We start from the raw sequence: 21,833 nt of genomic DNA, 5'->3' as shown, positions 1-21,833 counted from the left end.
CGTGCGGAAACGGAAGGGAACCACCGTGTCCTTCTGTTCCGCCCTGGGCTTTAAGGACTCGTGGTGAAAACCATTCTGCTGATAGACGACTCACTGACCCAGCTTCTGAATGCCAAGATCACGCTGCAACAGGCCGGGTACTGCGTTGAAATCGTATCGGACCCGCTGACTGCCGTGGACCGGATCACCGAGGTGCGCCCCGACCTGGTGCTGACCGATCTGAACATGCCGAACCTCGACGGAATCGGCGTCATACGGGCGATCCGTCAACTGGATTGCTGTTCCCGCCTGCCGGTGCTGGTGATGAGCACCGACTCCCAGAAGCATAAGTTTCAGGAGGCCCGTGATGCCGGCGCAACCGGCTGGCTGATGAAGCCCCTCAGACAGGACGCCTTGCTGGGGGTCATCGCCCGCCTGCTGCCAGAGGAGCAGACACCATGACACGTGGCCGGAATAGCGGCACGATGATTCCTCCCCTCTGCACCATGAGCGACCGGGAGTTTGAGCAGTTCAGCAGGTTCATCTACGATGAGGCCGGCATCAAGATGCCCCCGGCCAAGAAGACCATGCTGGAGGCGCGGCTGCAGAAACGTCTCAAGGCGCTGGACATCCACAGCTTCCGGGAGTACGCCGACTTCGTTTTTTCCGATACCGGCCGCGATCAGGAGCTCATCCACCTGATTGATGTGGTTACCACCAACAAGACCGACTTCTTCCGGGAGCCGCACCATTTCGACTTCTTGGTACGTCACGCGATTCCCGCCATGCGGGAAACGCGTGACGCCGGAGAAAGCCCGCTCAATCCGTTCCGCATCTGGAGCGCCGGCTGCTCCACCGGTGAAGAACCGTACACCATGGCCATGGTGCTCGCCGAATACGCCGCCAGCCATCCCGGCTTCCGCTTTTCCATCCTGGCGTCGGATATCTGTACGCGGGTACTGCAATCCGCCGCCAGCGCCGTCTATACGGAGGAGCGGACCGACACCATCCCCCTGCCTCTGAAGAAAAAATACCTGCTGCGCAGCAAGGACCGCAGCCGGGGACTGGTCAGGATCGCTCCGGTGCTGCGCTCCATGATCAGCTTCAAGCGGGTCAACTTCATGGACGACCATTTCGGCATCCAGGAAAAACAGGATGTGATTTTCTGCCGCAACGTCATCATCTACTTCGACAAGGAAACCCAGGCGGCCCTGATGCGGAAATTTCACCGGCACCTGCAGCCGGGCGGTTTTCTGTTCATCGGTCATTCCGAAACCCTGAACGGTCTGGATGTTCCCTTCACCCAGGTCGGCAACACCGTGTATCGCAGAAACTGATTCCGGAGCAGCCATGTCCCGAAAAATAAAGGTTCTTATTGTCGACGACTCCGCCCTGGTTCGGCAGACCCTCGCCGAAATTCTCGGGGCCGATCCTGCCATCGAGGTGATGGCAACGGCCCAGGACCCCATTGTCGCCGCACAGAAAATCGCCGAGCAGGTGCCGGATGTCATCACCCTCGACGTCGAAATGCCCCGGATGGATGGTCTCACCTTTCTGCAAAAACTGATGAGTCAGCACCCGATCCCGGTGGTGATGTGTTCCAGCCTGACCGACAGCGGCAGTGAAAGCGCCCTGAAGGCTCTGGAATACGGCGCCGTGGATATCATCACCAAGCCCAAGATGGGTACCCGCCAGTTCATCGAAGAGTCCCGCATCCGGATCTGCGACAGCATCAAGGCAGCGGCCTCGGCCCGCCTCACGCCGCTCAGGGCCATCCGGGAGGTCAGCCCCAAGTATACCGCCGACGTGATCATGGAGCGCCCCACCAGCAAGGCGATGGTACAGACCACCGAAAAGGTGGTGATCATCGGTGCCTCCACCGGCGGGACCGAGGCGCTTTCGCTGTTTCTGCAGATGCTGCCGGCCGATACGCCGGGGACGGTAATCGTGCAGCATATGCCGGAACACTTTACCGCTGCCTTTGCCAAACGGCTTGACAGCATCTGCCGGGTCACGGTCAAGGAGGCGGAGGATAACGACTCCGTGGTACGCGGCCATGTGCTGATCGCTCCCGGCAACCGTCACACCCTGCTCAAACGCAGCGGCGCCCGCTATTACGTCGAGGTGAAGGATGGACCGCTGGTTTCACGTCACCGTCCCTCGGTGGATGTGCTGTTCCGCTCCGCGGCCCGGTATGCCGGCAAGAATGCCGTGGGGGTCATCCTGACCGGCATGGGAGACGACGGTGCCCAGGGCATGAAGGAGATGCACGACGCCGGCGCCTTCACCATCGCCCAGGACGAAGCGACCTGCGTGGTGTTCGGCATGCCCAACGAGGCGATCAAGCGGGGCGGCGTGAACAAAATCATGCCCCTGGAGAAAATCGCCGCCGAAGTGGTACGCCAGTGTCAGCTCTGAGGTTCAGGAGTCCATGATCTTCCAGACATTGACCAGCTCCTGGTGGTTTTCGACATGCCGGAACCGGACGCGGCAGCAAAGCTGCCCGGAGCCAGGCGGGATGCCATGACCCTGTCCGACACCACAAACCTACGAGGCCAGAGCGGGAAGAACGACCTTCTCGAACTGTTGAGCCACGCACTGGATACCCTGGGCAGCTCCCTCTGCCTGCTCAGCCGGCATGGCGACATTCTGTTCACCAACCAGGCATGGGGCCGGTTTTCGGCAGAAAACGACGGCAGCGGCGATGCCTGTTCCCACAATTACTTTATGGTCTGCGAACGCTCGGCACGGCACGGCTGCAGCGCAGCCGCCGAGTTTCTGGCCGGCCTGCGCGGTGTGCTCGACGGAACGCTTCCCGAGTTCTCCTATGACTACGACTGCCATTCACCGGCCGAACAGCGCTGGTTCACCGCCCACGTCACCCGATTTGTCTGGAATCGGGATTTCTACCTGCTGGTACGTCATTACAACAGCACCAACCGCATACTGGCCGAAGAGTGGAGCCACGAACACCGCTCACGTTTTCAGGCGCTGTTCGAGCAGGGAGCAGTGGGCATGGCGATCTGCAACCTGCAGGGGCGCTTCATCGAGGCGAATCCTGCCTTCCGCAGTATCACCGGTTTCAGTCGCGCCGAACTGCTGCAGTACTCCTGCCGGGAGATCACCCATCCCGAGGATCTGGCCTGCGACCAGCCCCATCTGGAGCGCCTGCTGCGTGGCGAGAGCAGTACCTACACGACTGAAAAGCGTTACATCCGCAAAAACGGGGAACCGGTCTGGGTACAGTTGACGGTTTCACTGTTGACCGATCGCCACGACCGGCCGGTGGCCTATGTCAGCATTGTCGAGGACATCAGTCTCCGCAAGCTGGCACTGCGCACACTGCAGGAAAGCGAGCAGCGCTTCAGCACGCTGGCTAATGCCGCCCGGGACGCCATCATCATGATGGATGACCAGGGGCTGATCAGCTACTGGAATCCGGCTGCCCGCGATATTTTCGGCTACGAGGCCGACGAGGTGCTCGGCAGCGACCTGCACGCACTGCTGGCACCCCGTCGCTATCACCCCACCGCAACCGCGGCCGTTCTCGCCTGGAGCCGTAGCGGCTGCGGAGATGCCATCGGCCGCCAGAGCGAACTGGTGGGGCAGCGAAAAAATGGCGAAGAGTTCCATATCGAGTTGTCTCTCTCCTCCGTTCCCCTGCAGGGGCGCTGGATTGCCATCGGTATCCTGCGTGATATCACGCTGCGCAAGCGGACCGAGGAGCAGCTCGAACAGGCCCGCTATGCCGCTGAAACCGCCAACCGGGCAAAAACGGTCTTTCTTGCCAATGTCAGCCACGAGCTGCGTTCTCCGCTGAACGCGATCATCGGCTTTACCGAGCTGCTGCATGATGACGTGGACGATTCACTGACGCCGCAGCAGAAAGAGTATGCCGGCATTGTTCTGCAGAGTTCACGGCACCTGCTGGCCATTATCAGCCAGATCCTCGACCTGTCCAAGATAGAGGCCGGCGAAATGACCCTGAACCCGGAACCGCTCTCCCCCCTGGAACCGATCACCCTGGCCATGACCATGGTGACGGCACGATACCAGAAAAAGCAAATTCAGCTCACCGAGGAGCATTGTCCGGCTGTCAGTCGCACCATGATCCGCTGCGATGAGGTGAAGCTGCGCCAGATCATGCTGAATCTGCTTTCCAACGCCTGCAAATTCACTCCGGAAGGCGGAACGGTGACGGTGGGCAGCCGACTGGTGGAGCGGAATGATATCAGCGGCTACCTCCCCCTCGCCACCGGGAGCGGTCAACGGTTTGTCGAAATCTGGGTACGCGACAGTGGCATCGGCATCAGGGAGGAGGATATGCCCCTCCTCTTCCTCGAATTCAGTCAGCTCGATACCACCGCCACCAGGAAACACGAGGGAACCGGCCTGGGGCTTGCTCTGACCAGGCGCCTGGTGGAAATGCACGGCGGCAGGATCAAGGCGACCAGCTCCTTTGGAGCGGGAAGTTGTTTTTCGTTTATTCTGCCGGTATGAATGCGGAAGGGTCCCGGGCCGGAGCGGGCGCGGGGCGGAAAGGACACGCGATGGACACCATTTCCGATGAACAGTTGCTGGAAGAACTGAGGACGCGCCTGAACCAGAGTCGCCGCTCCCTGCAGGATATTTCGGTGTTGAACCACAAGCTGGTTGAGATGAACCGACGACTGGAGCAGTCGGAATCGCTCAAAAGCAACTTTCTGTCCAACATACGCAACGAGATCAACAACCCCCTGAACGCCATCATCGGCCTTGCCGGTCACCTGGCCTCGCTGGTCAATGATCCCCAGGCGGAAGAGATCGCCGGCCTGATCCATGCCGAAGCGTTCAGCCTGGACTACCAGTTGCGCAACATCTTCATCGCCGCGGAGCTTGAGGCCGGCGACGCCCAGCCCGAAATCGAGCAGGTCGACGTGGTCTCGGTCATTGTCAGCACGCTGGACAATTTCAAGGCCGTGGCCGACGCCAAGGGTATCCGCCTCGCCTACACCCTGATCGGCACCGATGACGCCGGCCGGCTCCGCTTTCCCACCGATGCGGAAAAGCTGCAGGTGGTGCTGTCGAACCTCGTGGCCAATGCCGTCGAGTTCAGCAGCACTGGCAGCGAGGTCGAGGTACTGGCCGGACTCATGGATGACGAACTGCATATCCAGGTGAAGGACCAGGGTATCGGTATCGCCGCAGAGAACCTGGAGCGGATATTCGACCGCTTCACCCAGCTCGATACCGGCTCAACCCGCGCCCACCGAGGTCACGGGCTGGGACTTTCCATCGTCAAGGCGCTCCTGGACCTGTTGCAGGGCACCATCGAGGTACAGAGCAGCCCCGATGTCGGGTCGGTGTTCAGCGTCACGCTTTTCCCAGCCGCCTTTGACGAAAGCGCCGTCACCTTCGCCGAGGGGGGCAACCTGTTCCTTTTTGACGAACTGGACGAAAAATAGTCGTGATACACGAAACGTCGGACACTACGCGTAAGCATTTTCTGTTTCCCGGCACCCTGCATGTGGATGCCGGAGAATGTGTCATCACCACCGTGCTGGGCTCCTGCGTGGCAGTCTGTCTCTGGGATACGATCAAGGGAGGGGGGGGCATGAACCACTTCATGTTGCCGCTCTGGAACGGCGAAGGCCTGGCCACGCCGAAGTACGGTACCATTGCCATGGAAAAACTGCTGGAGCAGGTGCTGGCCGTTGGTTGCAAGAAGGAGCGGCTGGTGGCCAAGGTGTTCGGTGGCGCCAACATTCTGGGCATGAGCCAGGCTGCCTGCCCCATTGGCAGACGGAACGTCGAGCTCGCGCTCGGCACCCTGGATGACTGGAGAATCAAGGTGGTAGCCTCGGACCTGGAGGGAATGGTGGGACGCAAGATCATTATGAATACCCTGACCGGCGTGGTGCTGATGGGGCGCGGCAAGCACAAGGAGTGAGCGATGGAGCAGAACGAGCGACCGCGCATACTCTGTATTGATGATGAGGAAGTCAACCTTCGGCTCTACCAGGCGATGTTCGAGCAGCAGTACGAACTGCTGCTGCTCTCCGGTGGCGAGCGCGCGCTCGAAACGGTGGAGTCCTTTGATCCTGACCTGCTGATCCTCGACCTGATGATGCCGAAAATCGACGGTTTTGAGGTGTTACAGCAGATACGGGCCGACCAGCGTCATGACCTGCTTCCCATCGTCATCGCCACGGCACTCAACGACAAGGCGTCCCGCCTGAAAGGGCTGGAACTGGGCTGCACCAGTTTCCTCTCCAAGCCGTTCGACCGGATCGAGCTGGCGGCACGGATCAAGAACCTGGTGGCCCTGCACCGTACCGGCCGCGAGCTGCAGCGGGCACGGGAACAGGCGGAGGAGGCAAACCGCGCCAAAAGCGACTTCCTCTCCGCGGTGAGTCACGAAATCCGCACCCCTATGAACGGTATTCTGGGCATGGCCAGTCTGCTGATGGATGCGCCACTCACCCGCACGCAGCGCGAGTATGTGCAGACCATCACCGCCTCCGGCACCCTGTTGCTGGATATCATCAATGATATTCTTGATTTCTCGAAAATCGAATCAGGCACCATGACCCTTGAGCCGGTTCCTTTTTCCCTGCGCAAGGCCATTGACGAGGTAACCGATCTGCTGGCCCACCAGGCTGCCACCAAAGGGGTGGAGCTGGTGGTCTCCTTTCCGCCCGATCTGCCACGGCAGGTGGTGGGGGATTTCGGAAAGATCCGCCAGGTACTGCTGAACCTGGCCGGCAACGCACTGAAATTCACCCGCCAGGGTTTTGTCCAGATCGCTCTTTCCGGAACGCCGCTGCCGGACAATCGGATCGCCTACACCATCGCTGTCAGGGATACCGGCTGCGGCATACCGGAGCATCTGCAGGGGCGGCTGTTCGAGCAATTCTACCAGGCTACCAGCGGGCCGGACCGACCGCCGGGCACCGGTCTGGGGCTGGCCATCTCACGGCGGCTGGTGCTGCTGATGGAGGGCGACATCGGGTTCGAGAGCCGCGAGGGGGTGGGATCAACCTTCTGGTTCAGTCTGCCGCTGCCGCTCCATGCGCTCGGCACCGCGCCGGAGGGGAAACCGGTCGGTCAGGGACATCCGGCGCTGGTGATCGCCTCCCTGGAGGAGGCCCGGCTGAGTTGCGCCGCGCTGCTCTCCCATCTGGGATTCGAACCGGTTGTCACCACAGCGACGCCGCAGTGCGCGGAGCAGGAGTCATCCCTTCCCTCCCCGCTCACCGGCCTGTTGCTCATCTCCCATGACCATACCATCGATGCTTTTACCGCCGGTCCGGCCCTGGCTGAACGCTTTCCCGAAACGGTACGGATAGTAACCGTCCCGCCCGGCCTGTCAGTTACGGCCGACAAACTGAAGGCCAGCGGCTTTTCCGCCATGGTGAGTCGTCCGGTCAGCGAATCCCGGCTCACGGGGGTACTGCTGGAATGCTATGCCGGGGATACCGCAGCAGGGGCCAACAACGAGAACGACAGGGCGCGTCCCTTTGCCGGGCTCCGCGCCCTGATTGCCGACGACAACGTGCTGAACCAGCGGGTGGTCAGCATGCTGCTGGATCGCCTGGGCGTCACGAGCAACGTCACCGCCAGCGGACGGGAGGCGCTGGAACTTTTCAAGCTGTCCCCCTATGACCTCATTTTTATGGACTGCCAGATGCCGGACATGGACGGCCTGGAGGCTACCCGTCGCATCCGGGAAGTTGAAGCAGGAGAACGCCGGGTGTTCATCACCGCCCTCACCGGCACCGACACCGAGGAGGAGCGGCAGCGATGCCGGGAAGCAGGGATGAACGGCTTTCTGCCCAAACCGCTGCACCCGCAAAAATTGTTCGAGCTGCTTGAGAATTACTGTAAGTTTGGTATACAAGACAGGTTATGAATTCACGTCCCGCCCGCATACTCTGCGTTGACGACGAACGCCTGAACATCCAGCTCTACCGGGCCATCCTGGAGGGAGTCGGCTATACGGTACTATCCGCCGAGGATGGTCCGAAGGCGCTTGCTGTCCTCGACCACACCGACACCGACCTGATCATCCTGGACCTGATGATGCCGGGAATGAACGGTATTGAAGTACTGGAGCAACTGCGCAGAAAGCCCCGTACGGCCACCACGCCGATCGTCATCGCCACCGCCATGACCGACCGGGCCATGAAGCTGAAGGCCCTGGAACAGGGTGCCAATGACTTTCTCTCCAAGCCGCTGGACCGTCCCGAACTGCTGCTCAGAGTGCGCAACCTGCTGAAGGTCAAAGAACATCAGGACCTGATCACCACCTTCAACCAGCGTCTGCAGGAGGAGGTGAACCGCAAAACCCTCGAAGTGCGCGAATCCTATATCGACACGGTACACCGCCTGGTGATGGCGGCCGAGTACAAGGATGAAGACACCTCCATCCACATCTCCCGCATCGCCTGCTACGCGCGCCATATCGCCGAGATACTGGGGCTCCCCGTCAAGCAGTGCGAAATGATCTTCTACGCCGCTCCAATGCACGACGTGGGCAAGATCGGCATTCCCGACGCCATTCTGGGCAAGCAGGGGCCGCTCACCCCGGAAGAGTTCGATGTGATGAAACAGCATCCGGCTATCGGCGCCCGCATTTTGTCCGGCTCCAGTTCGCCGATCCTGAAGACCGCCGAGATTATCGCCCACTGTCACCACGAACGGTGGGACGGCAGCGGCTATCCCCGCGGGCTTGCCGGCGAGGATATTCCGATCGAAGGCAGGATCGTATCGCTGGTGGACGTCTATGACGCCCTGCGCATGCGTCGTCCCTACAAGGAACCGTTCACGCATCAACGGACCGTTGACATCATCACCCAGGGAGACGGCAGAACCATGCCCTCCCATTTTGACCCAGCCGTATTGGAGGCGTTCCGGGAAATCACCCCGCTCTTCGAGAAGATTTACAGCAGCAGCTGCATCCGTCAGGACCGGGAAGCGGAAAACTGCTCCATAGACTTCTGCCGCCTTTCCGGAGAGCTGCCCCAATGAGCGCCCTGATCGAGCAGTTCGTCGCCGAGGCGCGGGACTACCTGGATGAGGCCGCCCGCAACTTGCTGGCACTGGAGCAGGCCCACCACGACGAAACCCTGATCAACGGCATTTTTCGGAATTTCCACACCATCAAGGGAACATCCGGCATTTTTCCCGAGTTTCAGCCGATCACCCGCCTGACCCACATTGCCGAAGACCTGATGGATCAGGTGCGCAACGGGCAGCGTCGCCTGGATACCGAATCCGTGGACCTGTTGTTGGCGGTCCTGGATCTGGTCTCCTCCTGGCTCGGCTCCATTGAGGACTCCGGGGGGCTGCCGCCGGGCGCCGCCAATACCGGCCAGGAGCTGCGCACGCGCCTGCTGGCCCTGATGGAGGTCCGGGCGGATGAGGAGCCGGAGACGACGGCTGCCGTGACGGAAAGCGACCGTGCGGCGGTCGAGGAGCTGGCTGCCTGGCTGCGCGGACTTGACCAGGAATGGCCTGACGGACTGCTGAACCATGCCACGCCCCCCGTTGCGCTCTGGTACCGCCCTGATCCCAACTGTTTTTTTCTGGGGGACGACCCGGTCAACCTGCTGCGCCAGCTGCCGGTGCCGCTGGTACTTGAAATGCTGTTTCCCGATCCTCCTCCACCGGTGGAGGAGTTCGACCCCTTCACCTGCCAGGTTTCCTTCAGGCTGGTTGTCTGCGAATCGGTGGAGCGGATCAGGAGCATCTTCCAGTACGTGGAGGATCAGGTTGCCCTGGCAACGATCACCAGGGAGTTCCTGACCGTCCCCCCCCCTCCGGAGGCGGCACTGCCGTCACTGCCGCAGGAAATCGCTCCTCATCCTGACGAACGGCGGGACAGCGGTGCAACGGATCAGAAACGGGGGACGGCAACCGCCTCCATCAGGGTCGACCAGCGGCTGGTCAACCAGTTCATGGACCTGGTGGGAGAGCTGCTGGTAGCCCGCAACTCCCTCCCCTATCTCTGCCAGCGCGCCGCCACGGTGTACCGGGTTCCGGAGCTGGCGACGGAGCTGGACAACCGCTCCAACAACATCAGCCTGATTGTGGCCTCGCTGCAGGATGTGGCCATGGAGATGCGCATGATGCCCGTTTCCAAGGCATTCGAGCGTTTTCCCCGTCTGGTGCGGGACATCTCCAACAAACTGGGCAAGAAAATCACCCTGGTTATGGAGGGTGAGGAGACCCGGGCCGACAAGGATGTGATCGAGGCACTGTCCGAACCCCTTGTCCACATGGTCCGCAACTCGCTTGATCACGGTATCGAACTGCCCGACGAGCGACTTGCCGCCGGCAAACCGGCGGAGGGAACCATCACGCTGCGCGCCTTCCAGGACGCCGGCGCCATTGTCGTGGAGATCGTCGATAACGGCCGGGGGATCGATCCGGCCCGGATTCGGGCAAAAGCCCTTGAAAAGGGGGTCGCCGGCGCCGAATCGCTGGCGGCCATGTCCGACCATGAGGTGATCCAGCTGATCTTTGCCCCCAACTTCTCCACTGCCGACCAGATATCGGATCTTTCCGGCCGGGGAGTCGGTATGGACGCTGTCCAGACCATGGTCACCTCCTTTAATGGGCAGGTTTCCGTCAAAAGCGTTCTGGGACAGGGCTCAACCGTGCGGCTCACCCTGCCCCTTTCCATGGCCATCACCCGGCTGCTGACCGTCAAACAGGCCGGCTGTACCTTCGGCATCCCGGCCAATGACCTGATCGAGACCCTGGGGGATCTTCCCCTCACCCAGGTGCAGACCATGGGTACCGCGCCGGGACTCAAGGTGCGCGGCGAACTGCTGCCCCTCTACCACCTGGGGCGACAACTGGCCATGGACGACACGCAGGACTGGCTCAAACCCGGTTTTTCCGCTGTGGTACTCAGGGTACGCGGCGAGATGGTGGCACTGGCGGTGGACGAGTTCTGCGACATCATTGATGCCGTCATGAAACCGCTTACCGGTATGCTGGCCCGCTCAACCTTCTACTCCGGCAGCACGATTCTGGGCGATGGCTCGATCATGCTGCTGCTGAACCTGCCCCAGGTGATTGCCTATGCCCCTGAGACTTGACACCGACAGCACGCCCCCCCGGCTGATCCTGGAGGGAGTGGTCAGCATCGAGGAGACCGACGGTCTGCTGGAAGCGCTCACGCACCATGCCGGCATCGGCGTCGATCTCTCCGGCTGCGAGCACCTGCACACGGCCCCCCTGCAACTGCTCAAGCTGCGCAAGGTACCGGTACTGGCCCCCCCTGCCGACAATTTTTGGCTCCGCTGCCTGGGAGTGACGGCCGGCCCGGTGGCATGTGATGAGACAACGGCCATGGAGGAAGACAGACCGCCCGACAACGACTGGGGACTGTTCAACTGAGGCGAGGCAGACACTACACGTAGATATTCCCGAGAGGAGACGGCCGTACGATGAAAACCGTTTTGCTGGTGGACGATTCCACAACCCTGTTGATGAGCATGAAGGCGATCCTGGAGAAGGCAGGCTATGCCGTCCAGACTGCAACCGGCGGCGATGCTGCCCTGAAGCTCCTGGCCACCCTGAAACCGAATCTGATGATCACTGATCTGAACATGCCCGGCATGGACGGCATTACCCTGATCAAAGAGGTGAAAAAGCTGCCCACCTGCCGCTTCATGCCGGTACTGGTAATGACCACCGAATCACAGCAGCAGAAGCGAACCGACGCCCGCGCCGCCGGTGCCACCGGCTGGCTGGTAAAACCGGTAAAACCTGAAGAACTGCTCGAAGTACTCAAGAAATTGATACCGTAATCATGAAGGACACCCCCATGTCGTTACTGGATACCTACTCCGTGCTGATTGCGCGCTCCCGCATGATTCCCCTCCTGGCCCCGTTGGCAGCGCTGGGAGGCGGAAGCGCCGGAGCCCTCCTGGCCTGGGCACTGCTGCCCTCCCCTGTGTCGGTCGGCCCCGTCCTGCTGTTCGCGGTCGCAGCCGCCCTGCTCTGTGCGGTCTGCTGGCTGGCCGCCTCGCTGCCCGGCCGCTTTATCGCCAACAGCATCAGCCAACGTTGCGACACCGCCATCGGGTGCCAGGTTGTGAAACGCGACGACATCGTGGAGATGATGCGGGAACTGCACGGCGCTTTGCAGAAGACCGCCACCCTGAACCGGTCGCACCTTGAAAACGTGATCAGCCAGACCAACGACGCCGCAGAACAGATCGTGACCACCCTGCAGCTCCTCGACCGGACCACCGGCGACCTGATCCGGGGCATGAGCGCCTTTGGTACTGACATATCGCAGTCCATGGCCCGCTCGAACGAGGTGCTTGCCAACAACAGCCAGATGCTGCGGGCCATCGAGCAGCATCAAGCGGACCGTGAAGCGGCAGCCCGCCTGGAACGGGAGCGGGTCCAGTCCATCGTGGGCAGTGTTGAGAAACTGACCGGCTTGGTTTCCCACATCCGGGATATCAGCGACCAGACCAACCTGCTGGCCCTGAACGCCGCCATCGAGGCGGCCCGGGCCGGAGAAGCCGGCAGGGGATTCGCCGTGGTTGCCGATGAGGTTCAGCGTCTTTCCTCCACCGTCGACAAGACCGCCAACCAGATCGGTCAGGGAATGAAGGAGATGGCGGCACTGATCGACCGGGAGTTCTCCAACAAACAGGCTGATGCCCAGCAACGTGCCGAGCAGGAGCAGTTCCGGCAGATCCACCACCAGTTGCTGCAACTGGAAGAAAGTGCCCGTTCCATCGAAACCACGGTCTGCTCCACTATCAATGAACTGGACCTGACCAGCCGCCGCATCGAGCAGGCCGTGATCGAGGCACTGAGCAACATCCAGTTCCAGGACATCACCCGCCAGAAGCTTGAACTGGTCATCGGCATGCTGGAGGATTTCGCCCGACACATGGCCACGCTCACCGACGAGCTCAGCCAGGGGGATGCCTCCATCGAGCGGGTAAAAAGCGGCATGTTTGCCATTGAATCGATCTTCTCCAGGTACGTCATGGATGAGCAGCGCGAAGTACATGCACGGGCGGTGGGCGGGGGGCAGAGTCAGTCGAGCCGTCTTCCCGCCATAGAGCTGTTCTGACACAGAAGGGGGATCGCCATGTTCACCATCACTGATTCGCTTCAGCCCCTTTCCGCGCTCCTGGTCGCCGGCGAGACCCCCCAGCGGGGAGCCGTCCTCGACCTGTTGCTGACCGAACCGCTCCAGTTTGCCGTTGTCGACAGCCCGGAAGAGACTGAAAGCCGCTTTGCCGATACGATGCCGGATGTCGTCTTCCTGCTGCACTCGGAACAGCTGGATGCCTTTGCTCTGCTGGAACGGCTGCGGAGCAGCTGGGGATGCCGGGTACACGGCGTCATCGTCGGTGGGGCCGACGACCGCGAGCACTGGAAGCGGGCGCTAATACTGGGGGCCTGCGACTATTTTCCCCTGCCCATCGATCTTCCCGCTCTCAGGGAAACCCTGGCACGGGTGCGCGAGCGGGTGCGGCACTGCGCCGACACCTCCCGTCAGCTGCTGGATGCCTCGCGCCTGATGCAGGTATTCGATTCCCTCCCGTGGGGCGTTGTCCTGATCGGTAGCGGCGAGCGACTCACCCGGATCAGCAGGACGGCTGATGACCTGTTCAAGCTCTCCGGTCGACCTTCTCCCCAGACTGTCGAGGAACTGATGGCCACCCTGTTCGGCCCCACCAGCGATGAACCGTTCATGCAGGTACGTGCAGCCCTCAACGAGGGTCGCAGCTGGCGGGACACCGTCTTCGTCGGCCAGCGGCTCCTGGCGCTTCACCTGTCGGTCCTCTCTCCTGGCGACAGCCTGCGGGAGACGCAGGCCACCGGTCTGCTGACGCTGCAGGACCTGAACCAGGCACTGCCCGCCGGCGCCGCATCCCGGCCTGCTCTGGCAGCGGCAGCCTTTGATCTGCTCTTTTCCCGTCATCTCGCTCCCCGTGAACTGGGACAACTGACGGAACTGATTACCGACGGCCCCCTGCCGCTCCCGGAACCGTTCGAACTGGGGCAGCTCGTGGCGGAGTGCCGCCAGGGCGCCTGCCAGGAGTGCAGTACCCCGGTGACCATTACCCTGAAGGTCGCCGAACAGGTCCCCGATAGCGTCAGCGGTCACCCCCTGGTTCTGAAGGAAGCCCTGCGCGCCCTGCTGGAATGGGGAGGGCGGGAAAGCGGCAATGGCGCTGTTACCTTCTGTGTCTCGCTGCAGGGCCGCCATGACGGGGCCGTGGCGGTCAGGTTTCAGGTTGTCGCCGTGGAACGCCGTCTGACCCGCAGCAGTTATCGCCGGGGAGAAGAGTACATCGCCGACGAGTTCAGTCGCTCCGGCAACACTGCCCTGAAACAGGTCCGGGGGATCGGCTTGGCCACCATCCTGACCGCTCGCCTGGGCAGTACCCTGATTCTGCGCAATGTGGCCCGGGAAGGGAAAAGTGCCAGTTTCGATCTCTGGTTGAACCGAAGCGCTACCGCAGCCGTTTCCGCTGCCTCTTCCTCCCTGTCGTCACCCCCCGTATCAATGATACGTCAGGAGGAAACCTTCCTGACCTGGGACAGGCTCACCGTATCGCCGGAAAGGCCGGGGAGCCTGCGCATTCTGGTGGCCGAAGACAACCCCCTGGAACAACGCAGTCTTGAGTCGGTGCTGACCAAGCTCGGCCATACCGTGGTCATCGTCGGTAACGGCCGCGAAGCAGTGGAAGAATTTGAAAACAACTCTTTCGACCTGGTACTGCTGGACATCCTGATGCCGGTGATGGACGGATTTGAAGCGGTACGGCTGATCAGGGAGCGGGAACAGCGCATGGGGCAGCTCACGCCGGTACTGGCTCTGACTTCCTACACGCTGAAGGCGGTACAGGAGCGCTGCTCGCGGGCCGGCATGAACGGCTACCTGGCCAAGCCGGTAACTGCGGAAAAGGCCGGCCAGCTCTTCCAGCAGCTTCTCGAGGACAGCGCACGACCCGACGGCGGTGCACAGCACTCTCCCGCTGCCGACACCTTGAACGAACCGGCACTCGATTACCACGAACTGGAATACGACAAGGAACTGTACCGCGAAATGATTGTCCTGTTCAGGGAGCATGCCCTGCCCCTGCTCGCCGAACTGGAGCGGGAGCTGGAAACGTCCGGCCCCCGGGAGACGCTGCACCAGTCGGCGCATAAGCTGAAGGGAATGGCGTCAAACATCGGCGCCCGCGCGCTCCGACAGGTACTGGGAGAGCTGGAGAATGCAACCGTCGGCGGCATTTCCGCTGACTACGGCCGTTTTCTCGCTCGGGTGCGTCAGGCGCGGCTGCAGTTGACGGACGCTCTGGACAACATTGATTGGAATGCCTACCGTCAGCCGGAATAAACCGCCATGAGCCACCTCAAGGAACAGAGGTTCTTCATCGGCCGACAGCCGATCCTGAACCGGAAAAAAGAGCTGTACGGCTATGAGTTGCTCTTCCGGGCCGCGAGTCACCACCAGTCGGCCCAGTTTGAAAGCCAGGCTCAGGCGTCGGCCTCGGTCATCGCCACCGCCCTTTCCGACTTCGGTTTCCAGGAGATATTGGGCGACAAGTACGGTTTTCTGAATATCACCTCAAACGTGTTGCATTCGGAAATGCTGGAGTTGCTGCCCATCGAGCAATCCGTTCTTGAGATTCTCGAGAACATCGAGCTGGACGACACCGTCAGGGATCGCTGCAGCGAGCTGAAGGCTCAGGGATTCATGATCGCCCTCGACGATCATGTCTATAATCCGGATCATTCCCCGTTCTATAAGATGGTGGACATCATCAAGGTGGACATCATGGCCACCGATCCCGACGAACTCCCTCGCATTGCCGCCGACTTGCGCAAGTTTCCGGTGCAATTGCTGGCTGAACGGGTGGAAACCGTGGAAGAGTTCGAAAAGTGCGTCGAATACGGCTTCGAGCTGTTCCAGGGCTACTTCTTTGAACGGCCGGTGGTATTGGACCAGCGCCGCATCGATCCCTCCGGTATCGCCATGATGAAACTGCTGCAGCAGTTGAATGAGGACTGGGACATCAACGAGATCGAGGAAACGTTCCGGGAAAATCCCAGCCTGACCTTCAACCTGCTGAAACTGGTCAACTCGGTCATGATCGGCATGCGGGAAAAGATCAAGAACCTGCGTCATGCCATCATGATTCTGGGGATCAACCACCTGCGGCGCTGGGTGCAGCTGGCGCTGTATGCCGGCAAGGACAACCAGGGGTTGAATTCACCGCTGCTGGAAATGGCCGCGGTACGGGGACGACTGATGGAGCTGCTGATGATGCAGCGTACCGGCCATGACCGCACCAGTGACCTGGTGGAGTCGGCCTTTCTCACCGGTGTGCTTTCGCTCCTGGACGCTCTCTATGAAACCTCCATGGAACATATCGTCGAGAGCCTGAACTTAAGCGACGACGTCGCCGCTGCCCTGCTGCGGCGCGAGGGAACACTGGGCATCCTGCTTCACCTGGCCGAGCGGCTGGAAAAAACCGACTTCTCGGCGGTGCAGCTCGTTCTCGATACAACCGGCATTACCTTCGACCAACTGCTGGCCGCTCAGCTTGATGCCTTCAGTTGGCGGAGCGGCATCAACCGGGATCGGGAGGAAGACGAGGCGGAGTGACCCGCTACTCCTTGACAAAATCTCCCTCTTCAGAGTAATATAATAATTTGGTTTGAGTAATTTCTCCGGCTTTTAACCCGTACCCCCCTGCCCCCCATGACTATCATTGCCATCATACCGGCCCGTTACGGTTCCACTCGCTTTCCCGGCAAGGCCCTGGCCGACCTGGCCGGTAAACCGATCATCCAGCATGTCTATGAACGGGCCCGCGCCGCGTCGTTGGTTTCCCGCGTCATCGTGGCAACCGATGACCGTCGTATTGCCGATGTCATCCGTCAGGTCGGCGGCGAAGCGGTGATGACCTCCAGCAGCCACGAGACCGGTACCGACCGTCTGGCCGAAGTGGCCCGAGGACTCGATGCGGAGATCGTCGTCAACGTACAGGGGGACGAGCCGCTGATCGAGCCGGCCATGATCGATCAGGCCATCGAACCGTTTCTCTCCTCGCCCGGCCTGCAGATGGGTACCCTGAAAAGCCGGATCAGGCAGCTTCACGATTTCCTGTCGCCGAATGTGGTCAAGGTGGTGACGGATGCCGAGGGGTATGCCCTTTACTTTTCCCGGTCCCCCCTCCCCTTCTTCCGGGACAAGTGGCACGACCTGAAGAACGAGGCATTTGAAGCCGGCAGGCTGCTCTGCTACAAGCATGTCGGCCTCTACGTCTACCGCCGCGACTTCCTGCTGCGCTTTGCCGCCATGCCGCAGACCTTTCTGGAAGTATCCGAAAAGCTGGAGCAATTGCGCGCCCTTGAAAACGGCGTCAGGATCAAGGTGGTGGAAACGGAATTTGAATCCCTGGGGGTCGATACCCCCGAAGATCTCGCCAAAGCCAGGGAGTTGATACAACCATGAGCGCACGTACCAAGGATCAGGAAGCTAGCCCCATGAAAACCAAGTTCATCTTTATTACCGGTGGTGTCGTCTCCTCCATCGGCAAGGGGCTGGCTGCCGCCTCCCTGGGGGCCCTGCTGGAGGCACGGGGACTGCGGGTCACCATGCAGAAGCTCGACCCCTACATCAACGTCGATCCCGGCACCATGTCACCGTTCCAGCACGGCGAGGTCTTCGTCACCGACGATGGCGCCGAAACCGACCTGGACCTGGGACACTACGAGCGCTACACCTCCGCCCGCCTGTCCAAGAAAAGCAACTTCACCACCGGCCAGGTGTACTTTTCCGTTATCGACAAGGAGCGGCGCGGCGACTACCTGGGGGGAACCGTCCAGGTCATTCCCCATATCACCGATGAAATCAAGCAGAAAATCCTCGATAACGTCAAGGGAGCGGACGTTGCCATCGTCGAGGTGGGGGGGACCGTCGGCGACATCGAATCCCTTCCCTTCCTGGAAGCGATCCGCCAGTTCCGCTTCGACCGGGGCGTCGGCAACACCCTGTACGTTCATGTTACCCTGGTGCCCTATATCCGTACTGCCGGCGAACTGAAAACCAAGCCGACCCAGCACTCGGTGATGGAGCTCCGTAAAATCGGTATCCAGCCGGACCTCCTGATCTGTCGTTGCGACCGCGAGCTTCCCCAGGACATGAAAAAGAAGATTTCCCTCTTCTGCAATGTAGAAGAGAACTGCGTCATCCAGTCGGTGGATGCCGAGCACATCTACGCAGTTCCTCTTTCCCTGAACAAGGAGCGTCTGGATGAGCAGGTGGTGGAAAAGCTCAACATCTGGACCAAGCAGCCCGACCTGACTCCCTGGCAGAATGTGGTGGAAACCCTGCGCCACCCCAGCCACGGTGAAGTCCGTATCGCCATCGTCGGCAAGTACGTCAACCTGACCGAATCCTACAAGTCACTGGCCGAGGCCCTCACCCACGGCGGCATCGCCAACGACTGCCGGGTCTACCTGAAATACATCGATTCCGAAAAGATCGAGGAGACCGGCATCGAAGGCTGGCTGGACGATGTGGACGGCCTGCTGGTGCCGGGCGGCTTCGGCGAGCGGGGATCGGAAGGAAAAATCAAGGCCATCGAATTCGCCCGTACCCGCAAGCTCCCCTTCTTCGGCATCTGCCTGGGGATGCAGATGGCGGCGGTGGAGTTCGCCCGCAACGCCTGCGGACTCAAGCATGCCGGCTCCAGCGAGTTCAACCCCAACTGCAAGGATCCGGTCATCCACCTGATGGAGGAGCAAAAGAGCGTCAGCAAGAAGGGGGGCACCATGCGGCTGGGGGCCTGCCCCTGCAGCATCACCAAGGGGACAAAAGCCTTTGACGCCTACAATGACACCGAAATATCCGAGCGTCACCGCCACCGCTATGAGTTCAACAACAGCTACCGCGAACGGCTGACCGACAAGGGCCTGATACTCTCCGGCATCAACCAGCAGAAGAACCTGGTGGAGATTATCGAACTACCCGACCATCCCTGGTTTTTGGGCTGCCAGTTCCATCCGGAATTCAAGTCAAAGCCGTTGGTCCCCCACCCGCTGTTCAAGGCGTTTGTGGGAGCCTCCCTGGCCCATCGCACCAAGCGTTAAGCTCGTTGAGCAGATTGCCGTTCCGACGAAAAAGCCCGCTATTTTGGCGGGCTTTTTCGTCGGAACACACCTTCATTCACCAATAATCTTGACCAGCACCCGTTTCTTGCGCTTGCCGTCGAACTCGCCGTAAAAGATCTGCTCCCATGGCCCCAAGTCCAGCTTTCCCTCCGTCACCGCCACCACCACCTCACGTCCCATGATGGTCCGCTTCAGGTGGGCATCGCCGTTATCCTCGTAGCCGTTGTGGCGGTACCGGGAATAGGGCTTCTCCGGTGCCAGTTGCTCCAGCCACTCCTCAAAGTCCTGGTGCAACCCCGACTCGTCGTCGTTGATAAAAACGCTGGCCGTAATATGCATGGCATTGCAGAGCAGCAGCCCCTCCCGGATACCGCTCTCCCGCAGGCAGGCGGCAACCTGGGAGGTGATGTTGATAAGTTCCCGGCGGCGGGATGTTTCAAACCAGAGTTCATGGCGATAGGAATTCATACCCAGGCCTCCCGGTTGGTGATGGTCGGATTCTCAGGCGGAGCTGTTCCTGCGTTAAGCATGCCGGTCTGGCGCAGCGCCTCGTAGAGCACCACCGCCACGGCGTTTGACAGGTTGAGGCTGCGGACCTTTCCCGGCATCGGGATGGTCAGACAGGCATCGGGGTTGGCGGCCAGCAACTCCTCGGGCAGGCCGGCGGTTTCCCGGCCGAAGACAAGGAAATCCCCCGACTGGAACAGCCCTTCACCATAGCAGCTGCGACTGCTCTTGGTGGTCAGATACCAGAAGCGTGCCCGGGGGTATGACGACCGCAGCTCCTCCAGGCTCTCCCAGCGGTGCAGGTCCACCTTGTCCCAATAATCCAGGCCGGCCCGTTTCAGGTAGCGGTCATCAAGGGAAAATCCCAGTCTGCCCACCAGGTGCAGGGAAGCACCGGCAGCAGCGCTGAGCCGGGCGATGTTGCCGGTATTGGGGGGAATCTCCGGTTCGATCAGTACAATATGAAAGGGATGCATGACGGAACGTATACCATAGGCGGGCGTTGGTCGGCTTGCATTTTTTTGCCGTGGCAGCTACTATGTGCGCTTCTAAATCCCGTGATGAAAGAGGGGCGTATGAAGATTATCGTTACCGATGAAGTTGCCGCCGAAGGGCTTGAACTGCTGCGTCAGGACCCCCGGGTAAAAATGGATGTCCGTCTGGGTCTCAAGAAGGAAGAACTGCTTGCCCTGATAGGCGAATACGACGTGATCATCACCCGGAGCGGCACCACGGTGGACCGCGACCTGCTGGATGCCGCCAAGAAGCTGAAAATGGTGGCCCGGGCCGGCGTGGGGATCGACAATGTCGATGTTGACTATGCCAGCTCCAAAGGGGTGATCGTGGTGAACGCCCCCTTCGGCAACACCAACAGTGCTGCCGAGCATACCATGGCGCTCCTGATGGCTGCCTGCCGTAACGTGACCATTGCCAACGGTTCCCTCAAGTCCGGCGAGTGGAAGCGGGCTCCCTTTACCGGTGTGGAGTTGAAAGGGAAGACCGCCGGCGTGATCGGCCTCGGCAAGGTGGGGGGCCGGGTGGCCACCCGCTTGAAGGCGTTCGAGTGCGAGGTGCTGGCCTGCGACCCCTACATTGCGGTCAAGCGCGCCCACGACCTGGGAGTGAAGCTGGTTTCCCACGACGAAATCTACAAGAACTGCGATATCATCACCGTCCACACCCCCTTGACCTCTGAGACCAAGGGGATGATCGGCCCCCGTGAATTTGGCATGATGAAAGACGGTGTCATCGTCCTCAACGTGGCGCGCGGCGGCATCATCGACGAGCAGGCCATGCTGGACAACCTGAACAACGGCAAGGTCTCCCTGGCTGCCTTTGACGTCTGGAGCGAGGAACCGCCAAAGACACCGGTCCTGAAGGACCTGATCGCCCATCCGAAGCTGACCGTCACCCCCCACCTGGGTGCCAACACCGTTGAAGCCCAGATCAACGTGGCGGTCGACGTTTCCAAGGAGATCCTCAACTACCTGGATGAGAAACCCCTGGAAAACGCCGTGAACATCCCTCGTTTCGACCTGGCCTTGATGGATCAGATGCGGCCGTTCCTGAACCTGGTGAATGTGATGTGCGACTTCGGCATCCAGTTGCTGGACAGCCATCCGGAGAAGCTGATCTTCAGCTACGCCGGCGCCATTGCCCACTACGACTGCTCGCCGCTCACGGTCTGCGGTCTGGCCTCCCTGCTGGGGCATGTGGTTGATCAGGATGTCAACATGGTTAATGCGTCGCTCATCGCCGACCAGATGGGGATCGTGGTGGAGGAGACCAAGTCCACCCATGCCGATGCCTTCTCCAACCTGATCACGTTGACCGCCGAGGCGAGCGGCGGCAAGCGGCGCACCATCGCCGGCACCCTCTTCGAAGGGGTTCCCCGGATTGTCCGGCTGCGCGATTACGCCATGGACTTCACCCCTGAAGAGCATATGCTGCTGTTGCACTACGCCGACCGTCCCGGCATGATCGGCAAAATCGGCACCATCATGGGGCAGCACGACATCAACATCGCCGCCATGAACCTGGGGCGCAGCGAAAAGCGGGGCGAGGCCATGGTGATCCTGTCCCTTGACTCCGCCGCTCCGGCCGCGGTGCTTGAGAAGATTCGCGGGGCAACGGAGGCGACCTTTATCAAGGCTATCCATATGCCGTCGGCCCGGCGCTAGGGAACCTGT

General features: G+C 60.9%; 19 protein-coding genes. 17 read left to right on the top strand and 2 right to left on the bottom strand.

The features are described 5' to 3' along the window. The first annotated feature begins 63 nt into the window (after nt 1–63). The 16 genes from RAK07_RS06680 (at nt 64) to pyrG (ending at nt 19,116) form a co-directional block, all read left to right on the top strand. Complete coding sequence (locus RAK07_RS06680) at nt 64–441, top strand: response regulator (protein ID WP_305732056.1); 378 nt, start codon at nt 64–66, stop codon at nt 439–441. Beyond that, entirely contained in the window at nt 438–1,316 is an 879-nt protein-coding gene (locus tag RAK07_RS06675; protein WP_305732055.1) for a CheR family methyltransferase, read from the top strand. Before RAK07_RS06680 ends, RAK07_RS06675 begins: the two co-directional genes overlap by 4 nt. Before the next feature lie 13 nt (nt 1,317–1,329). After that, a complete protein-coding gene (locus RAK07_RS06670; protein WP_305732054.1) occupies nt 1,330–2,397 on the top strand; it encodes a protein-glutamate methylesterase/protein-glutamine glutaminase in 1,068 nt (355 codons plus the stop codon). Nucleotides 2,398–2,451: 54 nt separating this feature from the next. Next, nucleotides 2,452–4,479, top strand: a complete 2,028-nt coding sequence (locus RAK07_RS06665) for a PAS domain S-box protein (protein ID WP_305732053.1) — start codon at nt 2,452–2,454, stop codon at nt 4,477–4,479. Nucleotides 4,480–4,529: 50 nt separating this feature from the next. Continuing rightward, nucleotides 4,530–5,423: a sensor histidine kinase gene (locus RAK07_RS06660; RefSeq protein WP_305732052.1), complete on the top strand. Its 894-nt coding sequence runs from the start codon at nt 4,530–4,532 to the stop codon at nt 5,421–5,423. A 2-nt stretch (nt 5,424–5,425) separates the two neighbouring features. Continuing rightward, nucleotides 5,426–5,908: a chemotaxis protein CheD gene (locus tag RAK07_RS06655; protein ID WP_305732051.1), complete on the top strand. Its 483-nt coding sequence runs from the start codon at nt 5,426–5,428 to the stop codon at nt 5,906–5,908. 3 nt (nt 5,909–5,911) lie between these two features. Continuing rightward, nucleotides 5,912–7,870, top strand: coding sequence for a response regulator (locus RAK07_RS06650; RefSeq protein WP_305732050.1), 1,959 nt, complete (start codon nt 5,912–5,914; stop codon nt 7,868–7,870). Then, nucleotides 7,867–8,988 carry an HD-GYP domain-containing protein gene (locus RAK07_RS06645; protein ID WP_305732049.1) on the top strand — a complete coding sequence of 374 codons (1,122 nt, stop codon included), beginning with the start codon at nt 7,867–7,869 and terminating at the stop codon, nt 8,986–8,988. The genes RAK07_RS06650 and RAK07_RS06645 overlap by 4 nt, the downstream gene beginning before the upstream one ends. Then, nucleotides 8,985–11,066 (top strand): chemotaxis protein CheA, encoded by a 2,082-nt coding sequence (locus RAK07_RS06640; RefSeq protein ID WP_305732048.1) that lies wholly within the window; start codon nt 8,985–8,987, stop codon nt 11,064–11,066. The genes RAK07_RS06645 and RAK07_RS06640 overlap by 4 nt, the downstream gene beginning before the upstream one ends. Next, on the top strand, nt 11,050–11,367 hold the full coding sequence (locus RAK07_RS06635; RefSeq protein ID WP_305732047.1) for a hypothetical protein: 318 nt from the start codon (nt 11,050–11,052) through the stop codon (nt 11,365–11,367). Before RAK07_RS06640 ends, RAK07_RS06635 begins: the two co-directional genes overlap by 17 nt. 50 nt (nt 11,368–11,417) lie before the next feature. Further along, nucleotides 11,418–11,780, top strand: a complete 363-nt coding sequence (locus RAK07_RS06630; RefSeq protein ID WP_305732046.1) for a response regulator — start codon at nt 11,418–11,420, stop codon at nt 11,778–11,780. A gap of 17 nt (nt 11,781–11,797) precedes the next feature. Further along, nucleotides 11,798–13,069, top strand: coding sequence for a methyl-accepting chemotaxis protein (locus tag RAK07_RS06625; RefSeq protein ID WP_305732045.1), 1,272 nt, complete (start codon nt 11,798–11,800; stop codon nt 13,067–13,069). Nucleotides 13,070–13,087: 18 nt separating this feature from the next. Beyond that, nucleotides 13,088–15,352: a response regulator gene (locus tag RAK07_RS06620; RefSeq protein ID WP_305732044.1), complete on the top strand. Its 2,265-nt coding sequence runs from the start codon at nt 13,088–13,090 to the stop codon at nt 15,350–15,352. A 6-nt stretch (nt 15,353–15,358) separates the two neighbouring features. Continuing rightward, complete coding sequence (locus tag RAK07_RS06615) at nt 15,359–16,624, top strand: EAL and HDOD domain-containing protein (RefSeq protein ID WP_305732043.1); 1,266 nt, start codon at nt 15,359–15,361, stop codon at nt 16,622–16,624. A gap of 96 nt (nt 16,625–16,720) precedes the next feature. After that, the gene (kdsB, locus tag RAK07_RS06610; protein ID WP_305732042.1) at nt 16,721–17,476 is read left to right on the top strand and encodes a 3-deoxy-manno-octulosonate cytidylyltransferase; all 756 of its coding nucleotides are present in this window, start codon (nt 16,721–16,723) and stop codon (nt 17,474–17,476) included. Nucleotides 17,477–17,508: 32 nt separating this feature from the next. Next, entirely contained in the window at nt 17,509–19,116 is a 1,608-nt protein-coding gene (gene pyrG / locus RAK07_RS06605) for a CTP synthase (RefSeq protein WP_305733490.1), read from the top strand. Nucleotides 19,117–19,188: 72 nt separating this feature from the next. Here the strand turns inward: pyrG and RAK07_RS06600 are convergent, their stop codons facing one another. Then, a complete protein-coding gene (locus RAK07_RS06600; protein WP_305732041.1) occupies nt 19,189–19,605 on the bottom strand; it encodes a secondary thiamine-phosphate synthase enzyme YjbQ in 417 nt (138 codons plus the stop codon). After that, on the bottom strand, nt 19,602–20,120 hold the full coding sequence (locus tag RAK07_RS06595; protein ID WP_305732040.1) for a tRNA (cytidine(34)-2'-O)-methyltransferase: 519 nt from the start codon (nt 20,118–20,120) through the stop codon (nt 19,602–19,604). Before RAK07_RS06595 ends, RAK07_RS06600 begins: the two co-directional genes overlap by 4 nt. Before the next feature lie 99 nt (nt 20,121–20,219). Here RAK07_RS06595 and serA point away from each other — a divergent pair, with 99 nt between their 5' ends. Next, nucleotides 20,220–21,824, top strand: coding sequence for a phosphoglycerate dehydrogenase (serA, locus tag RAK07_RS06590; RefSeq protein WP_305732039.1), 1,605 nt, complete (start codon nt 20,220–20,222; stop codon nt 21,822–21,824). Nucleotides 21,825–21,833: the final 9 nt, after the last annotated feature.

The organism is Trichlorobacter ammonificans (assembly GCF_933509905.1).
Lineage (GTDB): Bacteria > Desulfobacterota > Desulfuromonadia > Geobacterales > Pseudopelobacteraceae > Trichlorobacter > Trichlorobacter ammonificans.
This window is presented reverse-complemented; position numbering and strand designations above follow the sequence as displayed.

Coding starts and splice junctions, on each gene's coding strand:
- RAK07_RS06600 (WP_305732041.1), bottom strand. CDS start 19,605: ATGAATTCCTATCGCCATGAACTCTGGTTTGAAACATCCCGCCGCCGG.
- RAK07_RS06630 (WP_305732046.1), top strand. CDS start 11,418: ATGAAAACCGTTTTGCTGGTGGACGATTCCACAACCCTGTTGATGAGC.
- RAK07_RS06625 (WP_305732045.1), top strand. CDS start 11,798: ATGTCGTTACTGGATACCTACTCCGTGCTGATTGCGCGCTCCCGCATG.
- RAK07_RS06675 (WP_305732055.1), top strand. CDS start 438: ATGACACGTGGCCGGAATAGCGGCACGATGATTCCTCCCCTCTGCACC.
- RAK07_RS06620 (WP_305732044.1), top strand. CDS start 13,088: ATGTTCACCATCACTGATTCGCTTCAGCCCCTTTCCGCGCTCCTGGTC.
- pyrG (WP_305733490.1), top strand. CDS start 17,509: ATGAAAACCAAGTTCATCTTTATTACCGGTGGTGTCGTCTCCTCCATC.
- RAK07_RS06660 (WP_305732052.1), top strand. CDS start 4,530: ATGGACACCATTTCCGATGAACAGTTGCTGGAAGAACTGAGGACGCGC.
- RAK07_RS06640 (WP_305732048.1), top strand. CDS start 8,985: ATGAGCGCCCTGATCGAGCAGTTCGTCGCCGAGGCGCGGGACTACCTG.
- RAK07_RS06650 (WP_305732050.1), top strand. CDS start 5,912: ATGGAGCAGAACGAGCGACCGCGCATACTCTGTATTGATGATGAGGAA.
- kdsB (WP_305732042.1), top strand. CDS start 16,721: ATGACTATCATTGCCATCATACCGGCCCGTTACGGTTCCACTCGCTTT.
- RAK07_RS06595 (WP_305732040.1), bottom strand. CDS start 20,120: ATGCATCCCTTTCATATTGTACTGATCGAACCGGAGATTCCCCCCAAT.
- RAK07_RS06645 (WP_305732049.1), top strand. CDS start 7,867: ATGAATTCACGTCCCGCCCGCATACTCTGCGTTGACGACGAACGCCTG.
- RAK07_RS06670 (WP_305732054.1), top strand. CDS start 1,330: ATGTCCCGAAAAATAAAGGTTCTTATTGTCGACGACTCCGCCCTGGTT.
- serA (WP_305732039.1), top strand. CDS start 20,220: ATGAAGATTATCGTTACCGATGAAGTTGCCGCCGAAGGGCTTGAACTG.
- RAK07_RS06635 (WP_305732047.1), top strand. CDS start 11,050: ATGCCCCTGAGACTTGACACCGACAGCACGCCCCCCCGGCTGATCCTG.
- RAK07_RS06615 (WP_305732043.1), top strand. CDS start 15,359: ATGAGCCACCTCAAGGAACAGAGGTTCTTCATCGGCCGACAGCCGATC.
- RAK07_RS06665 (WP_305732053.1), top strand. CDS start 2,452: ATGCCGGAACCGGACGCGGCAGCAAAGCTGCCCGGAGCCAGGCGGGAT.